General features: G+C 41.9%; 12 protein-coding genes. 3 read left to right on the forward strand and 9 right to left on the reverse strand.

Annotation, left to right across the window (positions count from 1 at the left end):
- The first annotated feature begins 203 nt into the window (after positions 1-203).
- Positions 204-419 carry a ComF family protein gene (locus EO132_RS19545; RefSeq protein ID WP_235856407.1) on the forward strand — a complete coding sequence of 72 codons (216 nt, stop codon included), beginning with the start codon at positions 204-206 and terminating at the stop codon, positions 417-419.
- Positions 420-484: 65 nt separating this feature from the next.
- Complete coding sequence (locus tag EO132_RS07780; RefSeq protein WP_127137346.1) at positions 485-2,104, forward strand: Ig-like domain-containing protein; 1,620 nt, start codon at positions 485-487, stop codon at positions 2,102-2,104.
- Here EO132_RS07780 and EO132_RS07785 read toward each other — a convergent pair.
- From EO132_RS07785 to katG, 3 genes are all read right to left on the reverse strand, one after another.
- Positions 2,088-2,864 (reverse strand): nitrilase family protein, encoded by a 777-nt coding sequence (locus tag EO132_RS07785; RefSeq protein WP_127137347.1) that lies wholly within the window; start codon positions 2,862-2,864, stop codon positions 2,088-2,090. The genes EO132_RS07780 and EO132_RS07785 overlap by 17 nt on opposite strands.
- Entirely contained in the window at positions 2,865-3,341 is a 477-nt protein-coding gene (locus tag EO132_RS07790; protein WP_127137348.1) for an ankyrin repeat domain-containing protein, read from the reverse strand.
- Positions 3,342-3,444: 103 nt separating this feature from the next.
- On the reverse strand, positions 3,445-5,658 hold the full coding sequence (katG, locus tag EO132_RS07795; protein ID WP_127137349.1) for a catalase/peroxidase HPI: 2,214 nt from the start codon (positions 5,656-5,658) through the stop codon (positions 3,445-3,447).
- Between the two features lie 236 nt (positions 5,659-5,894).
- Here katG and EO132_RS07800 point away from each other — a divergent pair, with 236 nt between their 5' ends.
- Positions 5,895-6,425: a lipid-binding SYLF domain-containing protein gene (locus EO132_RS07800; RefSeq protein WP_127137350.1), complete on the forward strand. Its 531-nt coding sequence runs from the start codon at positions 5,895-5,897 to the stop codon at positions 6,423-6,425.
- Positions 6,426-6,606: 181 nt separating this feature from the next.
- Here EO132_RS07800 and EO132_RS07805 read toward each other — a convergent pair whose 3' ends face one another.
- The 6 genes from EO132_RS07805 to EO132_RS07830 form a co-directional block, all read right to left on the reverse strand.
- Positions 6,607-7,044 carry a hypothetical protein gene (locus EO132_RS07805; RefSeq protein ID WP_127137351.1) on the reverse strand — a complete coding sequence of 146 codons (438 nt, stop codon included), beginning with the start codon at positions 7,042-7,044 and terminating at the stop codon, positions 6,607-6,609.
- 98 nt (positions 7,045-7,142) lie between these two features.
- On the reverse strand, positions 7,143-9,941 hold the full coding sequence (locus tag EO132_RS07810) for a TonB-dependent receptor (RefSeq protein ID WP_127137352.1): 2,799 nt from the start codon (positions 9,939-9,941) through the stop codon (positions 7,143-7,145).
- A gap of 172 nt (positions 9,942-10,113) precedes the next feature.
- Positions 10,114-11,751: a glucose-6-phosphate isomerase gene (gene pgi / locus EO132_RS07815; protein WP_127137353.1), complete on the reverse strand. Its 1,638-nt coding sequence runs from the start codon at positions 11,749-11,751 to the stop codon at positions 10,114-10,116.
- On the reverse strand, positions 11,751-13,031 hold the full coding sequence (locus tag EO132_RS07820; RefSeq protein ID WP_127137354.1) for a M23 family metallopeptidase: 1,281 nt from the start codon (positions 13,029-13,031) through the stop codon (positions 11,751-11,753). Before EO132_RS07820 ends, pgi begins: the two co-directional genes overlap by 1 nt.
- A 7-nt stretch (positions 13,032-13,038) precedes the next feature.
- Entirely contained in the window at positions 13,039-14,013 is a 975-nt protein-coding gene (locus tag EO132_RS07825) for a tryptophan 2,3-dioxygenase family protein (RefSeq protein ID WP_127137355.1), read from the reverse strand.
- Between the two features lie 10 nt (positions 14,014-14,023).
- Positions 14,024-14,806: a DUF3108 domain-containing protein gene (locus EO132_RS07830; protein WP_127137356.1), complete on the reverse strand. Its 783-nt coding sequence runs from the start codon at positions 14,804-14,806 to the stop codon at positions 14,024-14,026.
- Between the last annotated feature and the right edge of the window lie 197 nt (positions 14,807-15,003).

A 15,003-nucleotide genomic window follows, 5' to 3' on the forward strand; every position in this document is an offset into this window, starting at 1 on the left:
ACGCATTTTATGTGCCGTTTGTCGACATGATGTGCCACTCACCGATCATAACTATCTGGAAGAAAATGCAGTGGACCGCATATTTTACGGCAGAATCCCGATAAAAAAGGCAGCATCTTTCATTTTTTTCTCAAAAAATGGTCTGATTAAAAATTTATTGCACTGGATGAAGTATAAAAACCAAGAACAAATCGGAGGCTTTTTTGGCGAATGGTGTGGTGCGCATACAAGGGCGCTGGGAAAGCTCCAAAGATGCTTTTGCACTCAATGCATCAAACAGCCGAGATTATAAGCACGTACTCTTGGTGGACGATGTGGTCACTACCGGGGCAACCATAGAATCGTGCGCACAAACACTTCTTCAGCAAAAAAATGTAGCGGTCTCCGTACTGAGTATGGCCATGACTTCAGAGGGTTAAAATTTATTAATGCGGTGCCCCAGTTTTCAAATTAGTTGTTTCTTTGTTCCACATTATTTTTAGGCATGGTGTACTTAAAAAAACTGTTTGGACTTCTTTTTTTGGCTTTTATCGCCCTTGCCCTGTGGCAATGTGCTAAACGAGGTTCACCAAGTGGAGGTCCAAAGGATGTTACACCACCTGAGCTTTTACGCACCGAACCCGAAAACTATAGCACCAATTTCAAAGCCAAGAAAATACGCCTTTATTTTGATGAACTCATCAAACTGGAGGATGTGCAAAACCAATTGGTGGTCTCACCGCCTTTTAAATATCCTGCTGAGATAACTCCGATGGGAGGGCCCAGCAAGTATATAGAAGTGGTCATCAAGGATACTCTTCGGGAAAATACCACGTACACCATCAACTTTGGACAAAGCATTGTAGACAACAACGAAGGAAATCCGAACAGTTTTTTGACCTATGTGTTCTCTACAGGAGACTATCTCGATTCGTTGACCCTATCCGGGGCAGTAAAAGATGCCATCAATCGAAAAGCAGATGAGTTCATCAGTGTGATGCTTTATGAAATGGACAGTACCTATACTGATTCCACGATATTTAAGGAACCCCCATTATATATTACCAATACAGGTGACAGCCTTCCATTTTTTGAATTAAGGAACCTAAAAGGTGGAAAATATGCCTTGTTTGCGCTCAAGGATGTGAACAAAAACAATATGTTCGACCAGGGACAGGACAAAATCGGATTCATAGAGGATACCATTACCTTGCCAACAGATTCCATTTATGGCTTGAACCTGTTCCGTGAACAACTCAATTACAAGGCTACTGTACCAAGTTTTGTGGCCAACAATAAAATCATTTTTGGATATCAAGGCGACTACAGGGATATGGTCATTGAAACCCTGACATCACTGCCCGATTCCGTTGACACCAAAATATTGAAAGAACGGAACAAGGACACTCTGAATTATTGGATGACCCCAACCGATTTGGACTCTATTGTTTTTACGGTTAGAAATGACAAAGCCCTGATCATAGACACTTTCACGGTCAAAATGCGGGATTTGCCCATGGATTCCCTAACGGTCTCCACTTCTACGAGTGGGAAATTCAATTTTGAGGACACTTTCAGTTTGCTGGCGAACACTCCTATTAGCGCATTGGACACTTCCCAAATTGCATTAGTGGTCAGCGATTCCATTCCTGCAAATTACACCTACGTGCTGGACACAGTACAGAATAAGGTGGATTTCGATTTTGAGGTGGAGCCGAACCAAAAATATTCTTTCTCCCTTTTGCCTGGGGCGATTACCGATTTCTTTGGAGTTGAAAATGACACATTGGCTTATAATCTATCCACAGGCAGCTATGCTGACTATGGCAATTTACGTATGATTTTGGGCGGCAATGTCACTTACCCCGTTATTGTTCAGCTTACGAACGAAAATGGAGTAGTTCAGCGGGAAATTGTTGCTTCCGAATCCCAAGTACTTGAATTCAACCATTTGGATCCAGGCAATTATGTGGCCCGGGTAATTTTTGATGAAAATGGCAATGGAAAATTGGATACGGGTAACTTTCTTGAAAGAAGACAGCCAGAAGAAATCAGCTACTATCCAGGAACTATTGAGATCAGGGCCAACTGGGAAAAGGAGGAAACCTTTATCCTTTCAAACTAAATTGGTCCCGATCTTCCAAAAACCGTAGTTTTTTTCGGGTCGAGTCAATATGCTCTTTGTTCAAGGTAGCATATAGGATGCCTTCCTCTTCTGAAAAAGCCAATGGATTACCCAACACATCATAAACCGTGGAATGTCCAGGATATTCAAAATCAAGACCATCCAATCCTGTACGGTTTACGCCAATACAGTACGCCATGTTTTCAATGGCCCTGGCTTTAAGTAGCGTATCCCATGCATTGATTCTTTTTTTTGGCCAATTGGCCACATAGATCAATACATCATAATCTTCGGTATTTCTGGACCAAACGGGAAATCTAAGATCGTAACAGATCATAGGGCAAATTTTGAAGCCTTTATATTCAAAAATGAGCTTTTCGCTTCCGGCTTCGTAAACCTCATCTTCCCCTGCTAGGGTAAACGTGTGCTTTTTATCGTAGGCCTCAACCATCCCTTCCGGTGATACAAAATACAAGCGATTAAAAAATTTACCTTTATCTTGGAATATAAGGCTTCCCAATAGCGCTTTGTTTTGTTCTTGGGCCATTTGCTTCATCCAAGTTAAGGTGCCTTCACTTTCCGACAACGCTATCCTTTTGGGCTTCATAGTAAACCCCGTTGTGAACATTTCGGGCAATACGATCACATCCACATTATCAGGGTTGCTTGCTATTTTTTCCTCAAACATATTTCGATTACTTACCGGGTCTTCCCAGTACAGATCAGTTTGAATCAAAGCAATGTTCAAGGTTGTGGGCATTTAGTATTTTTTTAAAAGTTCTTCCAATTCGGTATTTCCCTGTTCCAGAACGAGATCCTTCGCTGTTTTCCCCCTGTTATCCTTTACCGACGCATCTGCTCCGTTATTTAACAGCATTTCGGCAATATCTTTCCGATTAAAAGTTACGGCGTAGATGAGGCAAGTGGCCCCCATGGCGTTTTTTTGACTGACATTGGCCCCTGCATCGATCAACTTTTCGGCAATGTCGGTAAATCCTTTGAAACATACTCCCATGAGCGCAGTATTCCCCGATCCGTCCAAGGCATCCACTTGGGCCCCTTTGTCCAATAAAAATGTTACGATCTCCCCATGTCCATAGTAAGCCGCCAACAAAAGTGGTGTTGAACCCCTTTCGTCCTTGGCTTCTAAAAAATCAGGGGTGTTTTGCAAAAGATTCTCTACGGCCTTTGCGTTCCCATTACGTATTTGGTTGAAGAATTCCTTTGTATTGTTCATAGCTATGTGAAAGTTATAAAAAAACTGCCACAACCTCCTTGGTCATGGCAGTCTTTGTAAATTCTAATTTTCTCCTTCTATTTTTTGTTATGGGCAGGATTGATTAATCCAAATCAAAACGATCTAGGTTCATCACTTTAGTCCAAGCGGCAACAAAGTCTTTTACAAACTTGTCTTTGTAATCGCTGCTGGCATAAAGCTCGGAAAGGGCACGTAGTTCGGAGTTAGATCCAAAAATAAGATCTACACGGGTACCCGTCCATTTCACAGTTCCAGTTTTCCTGTCTTTGCCCTCAAAAACTTCTTCGGCTTCGGAAGTTGCTTCCCATTTGGTTGCCATATCCAAAAGGTTCACGAAGAAATCATTGCTCAGTGTTCCCGGTTTGTCGGTTAGCACACCATGATCAGAACCATCATAATTTGCATTGATTGTCCTTAATCCACCCAAAAGCACTGTCATTTCGGGAGCTGTCAAGGTCAACAATTCAGCCTTATCGATCAACATCTTCTCTGGAGTGGTCTCAAACGTAGGGGCATAATAATTTCTAAACCCATCTGCTTGAGGTTCCAACCATTCAAACGATTCCACATCGGTTTGTTCTGCCGAAGCATCGGTACGACCTGGGGTAAATGGCACATCAATATCGTGACCGGCATCTTTTGCCGCTTTTTCGATACCTACAACACCACCCAAGACCACCAAGTCTGCGATAGAAACTTTTTTGTTTCCTGATTGCTCTTCATTGAATCCTTGCTGAATGACTTCGTAGGTGTTCAACACCTTTTTCAATTGAGCTGGGTTGTTAGCGGCCCAATCGGTTTGTGGTGCCAAACGGATTCTTCCACCGTTGGCTCCTCCACGTTTATCTGAACCACGGAAAGTAGATGCAGATGCCCAAGCAGTGGTTACCAATTCAGACACGCTTAGTCCGGCACTTACAATCTTGCCTTTCAAGTTGGCTATGTCAGTATCATCTATGATATCATAATCAGCATCTGGAATCGGGTCTTGCCACATTAAGTCCTCTTCTGGCACCTCTGGTCCATACATCAATGCTTTTGGTCCCATATCCCTATGAGTCAACTTGTACCAAGCACGTGCAAACGCATCAGCAAACTCATCCGGATTTTCATGATACCTTCTTGAAATTTTTTCATAATCCGGGTCAACACGCAATGCCAAATCCGTAGTGAACATCATTGGAGCATTTTTCTTATTTGGGTCATAAGCGTCTATTACGGTTCCAACTCCTTCTCCATTCTTAGGTTGCCATTGCACATCTCCTGCCGGACTCGTGGTTTTTTCCCACTCATATTTGAATAAGTTATCAAAGAAGCCCATATCCCATTGAATCGGGTTGTTGGTCCAAGCACCTTCCTCTCCATCAGTAATGGTATCAGGTCCTTTACCGGATTTGAAGTCACTCATCCATCCAAAACCTTGGTTGGCAAGGCTAGCACCTTCAGGCTCCACGCCTTTGTGCTCATGTGGTCCAGCCCCGTGGGACTTACCAAAGGTATGTCCTCCTGCGATCAAAGCAACGGTTTCTTCATCGTTCATCGCCATTCGCTTAAAGGAGTTTCTGATGTATTTGGCCGCCAATGCTGGGTCCGGATTTCCATTGGGTCCTGCTGGGTTCACATAAATCAATCCCATATGGTCAGCCGCAAGGTTTCCTTTAAGCACTCCTTCTTCATCATGGCGCTCATCTCCTACCCAAACTTTTTCAGGTCCCCAGTTCACAGATTTATCAGCTTCCCAGTCATCTCTACGTCCTCCTGCAAATCCGAAAGTTTTGAAGCCCATGGATTCCAAGGCTACGTTACCTGTTAAAATCAAAAGGTCGGCCCAAGAGATTTTATTTCCATATTTCTGCTTGATTGGCCACAACAAACGACGAGCCTTATCCAAGTTTGCATTATCTGGCCAACTGTTCAGTGGTGCAAAACGTTGTTGTCCACCAACGGTCCCTCCGCGTCCATCTTGAACCCGGTAGGTACCTGCGGCGTGCCATGCCATTCGGATAAAGAATGGTCCGTAGTGTCCATAATCCGCTGGCCACCAATCTTGGCTATCGGTCATCAACTCGGTCAAGTCTTTCTTGATAGCGTCCAAATCCAAGGATTTAAAAGCTTCCTCGTAATCATAATCTTCACCTAGCGGATTGGTAAGATTGGAATGTTGGCGTAAAATGCCAAGGTTCAATTGCTCTGGCCACCAAAAATCGATGGAAGTTCCTTCACCAGCTGCCTGGTTCATTGCGTTTAAGTGCGGGCATAAACTCTCGTCTGCTCCGTTTGCCAATTCTTTACTCATGATATTATAGTTGTTTTAAATAGATTTTCGGATTACTAAATTTACGAAATCGCACTCCTTTATCATAGAGGTTTGATATTAAAATACTATTAAAACATAGCTGTTCTCTATTGCGAATTGATGCGATATAGAAAAAATTTAACTCATTCGATTTTCTTAACAATTATTGGGAAAGCCTATCCCAATATCAGCGACTACGTTTTCTAACTTTGAGTAATCACAAAAAATAAATAATTATGAAAATGATAAAATCCATCCTGGTAATAGCTGTTGTGCTGCTGGGAACAAGTGCCTTTGCACAGAGTAAAAAAGATAAGAAAATAATGGCCGATGCCCAAAAAGCAAAGGCCACTCTCTTGGAGACAAGTCCAGGTTTGGAACCCTTTTTTGACGAATCCGCAGGCTATGTGATTTTTCCCAATGTTGGAAAAGGCGGTTTTATTATTGGAGGCGCATCAGGTAACGGTGTGGTCTACGAAAATGGTAATGCCGTGGGTATGGCCGATCTTAAAAAATTGAACATTGGCCTACAAGCTGGAGGACAGGCCATCATAGAGGTGATTTTCTTTGAAACCGATGTGGACCTACAGCGTTTTAAAACTGAAAAGTTCCAATTTGCGGCCGAAACATCTGCGGTTGCCTTAAAGTCGGGCATTGCCTTTGAGGCCAAATACAAGGATGGTGTAGCCGTTTTTGCACTTCCAAAAGCCGGCCTTATGGCCGATGCCTCGGTGGGTGGACAAAAATTTAGGTACAAAGCATTTTAAACAACTCAATCCCAATCCCCTGAAGAAAAATTCTCGGGGTCGGGGTATCTTCCCATATCGGTAATAGAGCTACTCGATCGCATAAAAGTCACGGAATTAAATTCCGGGACCATTTAAGGATTGTCTCAAAGTACATTGAAGGATTTCCTTGCCTAAGCGCGAAGACGACATTAATCCACATTTATGCTAACCATTGCGCCCATGGAATACGACTCAAAATCAACAGCAAACCCAGTCCATAGAAAATGGAGATGGTCTTGAACTTACGATCGCTTTCCATCATTTTTTTGTGACGGGACCACCCGACTGTAATCAAAACCAAAGCAATGATGTTAATGAATGGATGTTCTACGGCCAAAAGCCTTGCCGGGGCATTGAGTCCGCCCATGCCCAAGGTTTTTATGGCTTTGAATCCATTGCCGGATACAAAATACAAAATAAGGCCTACCACCAGTTGAATGTGGCTCAATATAAGCGCGAACAAGCTGATGCGAAGGTCTTTTTGTAGGGTAAAGTCCTTTTTGCCCAACCAGCCTGCTATGGCATTGATGACAGCGATCACTAAAACGGCCAGCACCACATAGGCCAAATAAGAGTGTAGGTTCTTGATGATTTCCATTAGGTAGAGTTTGTGTGGCCTAAAAATACGGAATTTTGGAGATAAAAAAAGCCCCTCGCTAAAGTGAAGGGCTTTTAATTTATCTTTTCCAGGTTATGTTAGAATCTGTAACGAAGACCAACGTTCCAAGTTCTTCCGAAGCCCCAGAATACGTTGTTAGCAACGTTAACACCGTTCCAAGTCTCATCTCCAGCTTCTGCTTCTCTATTGGAAGTAGCTTCTGAGATGTAAATCTCATCAAAAACGTTGTTTACGTTCAACCTTAGGTTAAGGTACTTCATTTTTTCCTTGCCAACGTTCACACGATATGAAATACCAGCGTCAAACAAATCGTAAGCGGGTAATTTCAATTGGAAGTCTCCACCATCAGGAAGCCCATCAGAATCTTGATCTTGCAAATCCAACACATCAAATTGCGCATAAAGATCTGCAGCATGGTACCAGCTAGCATCAAAGAACAAGTTTTCAACTGGTTCCACAGTTGCTCCTAACCTCCAAGTGGTCTGAGCTGCGTCGTCAACTTTTTGTCCATCCAATATAACACTTGCCTCACCAACTACATTCTGGCTTTCATCATACACGGTACCCAATGGGTTACCAGAATACTCCCAGTTACCCAAGGACAACATACCCGTAAAGGTCAAGAAATGAGTAGGACGCGCTGTAAAATCGAATTCAGCACCCATGTGAACTTGTTCAACACCATCGTAATTTGCTGTACCAGAGAATAATTGGTTTCCTTGGTCATCTGTAACACTAACACCATCACTTAGGTATCTATCTGCCCAAGAAGTTCTGTACAGGTTAACATTAGCACTGAAGAATTGGCTTCTGAAACCATAACCTACTTCAACACCCAAAATCTTCTCATTTTGATAGTTATCGTTAATCTCATTAACGTAGTTCAAGAAAATCCCATCAAAAATAGGTTGCTTTAGGTAGTAACCTGCATTAGCAAATACATTGTGTTTTTCATCGATATTGTAGTTAAGTCCACCTTTGATGTTCCCTCCTACGATGTTTACCCAATCCGTTTCTTGTTCCGGATCGGAATCCAAGTAGTTGAAGTAGTCAATTCTTTTGAATCCTTGGTTAGAAATACCTCCTTGCAAGAAAGCAGAGATTTTGTCAGTTTTATACTCAACCTGACCAAAAGCACCCAACCAGTTTACTTTACCATCATTATAATAATCTATTTTGGTTTCATCATCCACATTCTTGAACACATTCCAAATGTTTCCAATGGTTGGAGCATAGGTATCTGTAGTAAAGTTGTAAGGGTTGTTGATATCATCATTGTCAACATAGACATCAGCTCCTAAAAGATCCACCAATCTTCTGTAGTGGATTCCCTTATACATTCTAGCATCGATACCCGCGTCAAAAGCCCAATTATCATTTACATCGTTATGGAAATTAATGATGGTTCCATACCAGTTGTGAGAGTTCATGGAAGAACGTTGGGAAATACCGTTTTCAGTTCCATAAATATGATCACCGTCATCTATGCTGTCAAAAGGAGATGGATACTGACCTCCATTGACAAATGCGCCTTGATAAGCACCTCCGCCTCCAGTATATCCAGTTCTTGGATCACCAAAAGCAGGAACATTTGTCCCTTGGTTCCAAGCTACGATATCATCAAAACGAACATGTCCCCTTGCATCCTTAAATTGACCATAATATGAAGGGCCACCATTGATTCTACCGATAGAACCAATAGAACCTCCACGACCCAAAGAGGCATAAACAACAGATGACAAGGTAGATTGATCAGAGATTTTCCAATCCCAGTTGATCATCGCCTTAGGCTTGTGGTAGAAGTTTCCAGAGAATGTATCCTCTTTTCCATTCCTGTAACCGTAATCGGAGTTGTAGCGAATATTAGGATCCACACCATTGTTACCATAAGCAATGTAGTTGCTGATTGATTCAGCATAACCTCTTTGGAAATGTTGCTGTGGAGCACCAGTTATCATAAACTGGAAATCGTGCTTATCGTTAGGTCTGTACCCAATAGCCACAAAGTAGTTGTATGCTTCGAATGGGGTTCCTTGAACATAACCATCACCAGCAGTACGGCCAAACATCGCACTTACAGAAAGTCCATTTTCCATAAGACCTGTGTTGTAGCCCATTGTTGTTTTCAAGTAATCGTTGTTACCTACGGAAGCCGCAACAGTACCCCCTTCTTGAAGGTCGGCTGCTTTTGTGATAACGTTGATGGTACCACCCACAGAAGAGATGGCCAGTTTGGAAGAACCAAGACCTCTTTGAACCTGCATAGCAGAAGTTACATCAGAAAGTCCTGCCCAGTTACTCCAATATACCCAACCATTTTCCATGTCATTTACAGGTACACCATTTATCATTACCGCAGTGTTTCTTTGGTCGAAACCACGAACGTTGATTCTGGAATCACCAAAACCACCTCCTTGTTTTGTTACATAGATAGATGGAGTTGATCTCAAGATTTCCGGGAATTCCTGAGAACCCAATTTTTCAACAATTTCTGATGCTTTGATGGTAGATACAGCGACGGGAGTTTCCCTTTCTTTTGCAATATCCATTACCCCGGTCACAACAACTTCTCCAAGTTGTTCAGCATCGGGCATTAATACAATAGTACCCACATTACCCGTGGAAGAGAAAGCGACTTCTTGTCTAAGAAATCCAATGTAAGTTACTACCAATGTTCCTGAGCTTTGCTCTACTTCCAAAGTAAAGTTCCCATCAAAATCGGTAGATGTTCCTGTAGTGGTTCCTTTAACCATTACAGTAGCGCCTGGTAGTGGCCCGCCCATGTCCCCATCGGTAACCGTACCAGTAAGAGTTCCTTGTGCAAATGCCATCGCGGAAACGAAAATAGCCGCAATAGCCAAGTAGATTCTTTTCATTTAATTCAGTGTTTAAGTGTTTAATTAGCCCTGCAAATGTGATCCATTTTTGACACTCTGCGATTAAGCCAAAGTTAAAATCAAGCAAATATACTTAACACTAAATTAACAAATCAAGTTGTCTGAGAAACAATTGTTTAGAGTTTTTACGAGCTTTTGAGCAGATGACAATTTACTCCTTAAAAAAATGCAAAAGGTTCAATGTGGAGCTATCGTGTTTACCAATATCTGAATTCTCAATATCGGACAAAATATTTTTGGCCAATTGTTTGCCCAATTCCACACCCCATTGATCATAACTGAAGATATTCCAGACCACACCTTGAACAAATATTTTATGCTCATAAAGTGCAATCAACGAACCTAAGCTTTTAGGGGTCAGTTTATCTATCAATATAGTATTGGTAGGCTTATTGCCCTCGAAGATTTTAAAGGGAAGCAGAGTTTCAAGTTCTTCTCCAGATAAACCTTGGGATACCAGTTCGCTTCTTACTTCATCCGCGGTTTTGCCGTTCATCAAAGCTTCGGTCTGGGCAAAAAAGTTTGCCATCAATTTACTATGATGGTCCACATCACCATGCAATGATTTCTTGTATCCAATAAAATCGGTCGGAATCAACTTTGTTCCTTGGTGTATCAACTGGAAAAAGGCATGTTGCGAATTGGTCCCCGGCTCTCCCCAAATGATGGTTCCGGTTTCATGACCAACCCTATTCCCTGCTCTGTCCATACTTTTACCGTTGCTTTCCATGATACCTTGTTGCAGATATGCCGAAAAACGGTGGAGGTATTGCGTATAGGGAATAATCGCTTCTGTTTCTGCCTTATAAAAATTATTGTACCAAATACTGATGAGTCCCAATAGTACGGGTATGTTGTCCTCAAACGGAGTTTCTTTGAAATGGACATCCATTTCGTGGGCTCCATCCAAAAGGGATTCGAAATTTTCGTACCCTACGGAAAGGGCAATGGACAATCCAACGGCACTCCACAGGGAAAATCTACCGCCCACCCAATCCCACATGGGGAACACATTGTCATCTGCGATACCAAATTCCTTGATTTTTTCCAAGTTGGTGGACACTGCCACGAAGTGGTCGGCCACATCTTTTTCTGATGCACTTTTCAAAAACCACTTTTTAATGGTCAAAGCATTGCTCAAGGTTTCTTGTGTAGTGAATGACTTGGAAACAATCACGAACAAGGTAGTCTCTGGATCAAGCTCCTTTAGCACTTCGTGAACCAAATCTCCGTCCACATTGCTTACAAAATGGGTTTTCAGGTCGTTTTGATAGAATTTCAAGGCTTCTGTGACCATCACAGGACCCAAATCCGACCCACCGATGCCAATATTTACGATATCGGTAAAGGCTTTGCCCGTATGTCCTTTTCTTTCTCCGGAAATGACAGCTTCAGAAAAGGTTTTGATTTTTCTCTTTACTTCAAAGACCTCATCAACGATATTGACTCCGTCCACCAAAACCTTGTCATCCTTTTTGGCTCGCAAAGCGGTATGCAGTACGGCCCTACCTTCGGTCTGGTTGATGAGCTCTCCTCCAAAATAACTTTTGATGGCGGCTTTCAATCCGACTTCATCGGACAATTCCAACAACAACTTCAAAGTTTCATCGGTAATTCTATTCTTTGAATAGTCCACCAAAAAATCATTCCACAGAACAGACAACTCCTTACCACGATTTTCATCGGCAGCAAATAGTTCCCTTAAATGTGTGTCTTTGGTGTCTTGGTAATGGTTTTGAAGTTTTTTCCAGGCTTCGGTTGTAGTAGGGTTGATTGTGGGTAGTGCCATTACTGGGTGTATGATATTAAGGTTTCTTCGGGTTCTACAGGTGTTGGGTCAACTAATTCGATGCAATCCAATTGATGCTGTAAAGGTTTAATGTAATCCAAATATCCGGCGCGCAGTGAATCTGCGATGGGTTCTGCTGCGGGAAGTTCTTCTTTAAATGGATCTACTTGCCTTCCATTTTTCCAAAAACGGTAACAAACGTGAGGTCCTCCCGTATTTCCTGTCATACCGATCCAGCCAATTACATCACCTTGGCGCACAAAATCCCCGCGTTTAACATTCTGGGCCTTCATGTGCAAGTATTGAGTGCTGTACGTATCATTGTGCCTAATCTTTACATATTTACCGTTACCTCCTCTACGTGTCGATTCGGTTACGGTACCATCTGCAGTGGCGACAATGGGTGTTCCTATTGCTGCGGCAAAATCAGTTCCTTTGTGGGGCCTTACTTTATATCCGTAGTAAGCGATCCTTCTTTTAAGGTTGTAGCGAGATGACAAACGATACTGGAATTTAACCGGTGCACGTAAAAAGGTGCTACGTAGGTTATTGGCATCCTGATCAAAGTACTCCAAGATGTTGTTTGTTGCATCTGATATGTATGGAAATGCATAAATGGTTTTTCCTTTGTGCTCAAAATAAGCTGCCTTTATGGAACCTATGCCCGCATAAATACTGTCATTGATATAGCGCTCATCAAAAACCACCTTGAATTTGTCCCCCTTGTCCAATCGTCCAAAATCGATGGTCCATGCATATATATCCGAAAGGGCAAAGGTCAGGTTGTAATCCACTCCCAAAGTATCGATCGACATAGACAAACTATGATCGATAACGCCTCCTATCTCTCGCTCCACCAATGTGACTTTTTTCTTGCTCTTGTAGGCTTTGGTTGAATCACGAAGGTCGACTACAGTGTAGTTGATTTTGTCATTTTGGTAAATAAATATCTCGGCGACCTCGGAGGTATCCTTGGATTTAAGAATAAGGTATGGTTTACCAACTTGAATTTTACGGACATCAAAGGTGTCTCGGTAATTTTCGGAAATAGCGGCGATTTTGGGATAATCCACCTTGTTCTTGAGCATGAGCTCCCCAAAACTGTCGCCATTGCGAACGGTATCATGAACTACATGGAATTCATCAAGGTTAAACCCATAGTGCAATTTGGGAAGTTTTTCAATGACTTCCACTTTTGCCACTTCTTCAACCGGTTCTTTTGTTTGCTTACATGATGCCAGCACAGCCAGCACCATAATTGCCCCAATAATTTTCTGCATCGTTCTTCTATTCCTTGTATTCTTCTTTTTCTGGATTATAAACATGGTCCACCCATTGCTTGCCCCATGTATCCAACTCCTCTTCGGTATGCAAAGTTGGGAAAAAAATTATTTTCTGGAAACTGGGCGGCAAATAGTCCTTCCAATTGGTACCCCCCGTTGCCTCAACATCCTTACCTTCCCTGGCCAAATATCTATGCGCGGAGCCCATATGCATCAATGGCCAATTGACATTTGCATTCAGGTCCAACTCCTTTAACGCTGAAATCAGCTCTTCATTGCATCGGGATGCATCGGGGAGCTGTAAATATTTATGGTAAATGGTACTGTCCTTCACTTGGTTGGCTATCCGCAACAACCTTGGGGTATATCTTACTTCAAACTGCTTTAAGGTAAGGGTTTTTTCGCCAGTTGCCAGATCGGTCGCTCCTTTTTTCCAATACACATGCTCGAAAAGTTCCTCAATGCTGTTTTCCGAAGAGAATTTATCCCTATCGGAGGGGTGTATCATATTTTCCAAAGGTGTTGCATAGAACTCGATCATCCTATACTGTGCCGATTGAAATCCACTGGCGGGAAGCAGAGCCATTCGATAACGCAAAAACTGCTCTCTTTCCATGCCCTTGATCATTATGCTAAATGAAGATATGAGCGCCTTGAAATAGCTGTTTATCCTACGGACTTTTTCAATGAAAAATGCAACATCCTGGGATTTATCCTCAATTATTTGTTTTTCTTCATGAAGGATAAGTTTAAAGTACAACTCGGTAATCTGGTGGTACATGATGAAAATTTCCTCATCGGGAAAATGGGTTCGCGGTACCTGAAGACTGAGCAAGGTATCCAGATGGATGTAATCCCAATATGTTAAATACCTTTCATAAAGAAGTCCATCCAAATAAGAACTTAGGTCCTGCCCTGAGTTTTTATATTTTTCCTCTAGCTTATTGATTTGGGAAGCGATTTTTGCATCCTTATCCATTAATGCCGAACTATTTCATTATTATTTTAAACTGGTTCTTAAGTCCATTGTAACCATCCAAATCGGCTTTTAAGGAACCTACGGCCAAATCGGCCTTGATTCGGATAGGAATTTTGTTCCAATCGTTGGAAACCCAGAGTGTAAGACTTTCTTTTTCCTTGAAAACACGGCCGGACTGAACCAAAGGCCTAAATTTAAGACATTCTACCTTTCCAAACTTGGTCCGGATGATTTCTTTTCCCAAATATTTCAACTGGAACCTAAAAACGCCGTCATCATCGAAGAGCATATCCAAATCGATGGATTCACCAACCTCGAATTCCTCCAAGTTATAGTTACTTCTTAAAAAGTATGAAGCGGAAATAAGGTCTTGGATCTGGTCATGGATGGGAAAGTTCTGCTTTGTGCCATTCTTGTTGTCAATCAACAGCGCTTTGTCCTTCTCGTAATCAAATTCAATTTCTATGTCCTTGGTATAACCTCCTTCATCAATTTTTCTTATAAACTTATAGGGTTTCCCATATTCTTGCCCAAAATAACTTTCGTAGGTATCATCCACCTTAAAAAATATACTGGCAAATCCTGTGGTCTTTCCTTTCCCAACAACATGATAGACGGGAATATCGTCCAAAGTTTTGGATGTTAGATGTAAAGTGGCATAGCTTGCATTTAGGATACCGTAATGAATCCTAAACTTCAACCATTCCCCTGGCTTAAAGGCGGGACGTGAACTTTGGCCCATAACGGGCATTGCCAAAAGAAGCAACAATGTAGGTATCAATATTTTTTTCATGTGCAATTTTATTGATATAAAATTAGTAAAATCACTTTAGGGGCTATGCTGTTCACATATACTTAAACAAAACTTATTCCAAAATAGTATAAACAAAAAAAGCCCAGTCTCGAGACTGGGCTTTTCCTAAATAACCAACCAAACTTTAAATTATGAAAAACCAATACTTAAAGTTATAAGGGAACCACCCCTTATGT

The sequence above is a fragment of the Flagellimonas oceanensis genome (genome assembly GCF_003992595.1).
Taxonomy (GTDB): domain Bacteria; phylum Bacteroidota; class Bacteroidia; order Flavobacteriales; family Flavobacteriaceae; genus Flagellimonas; species Flagellimonas oceanensis.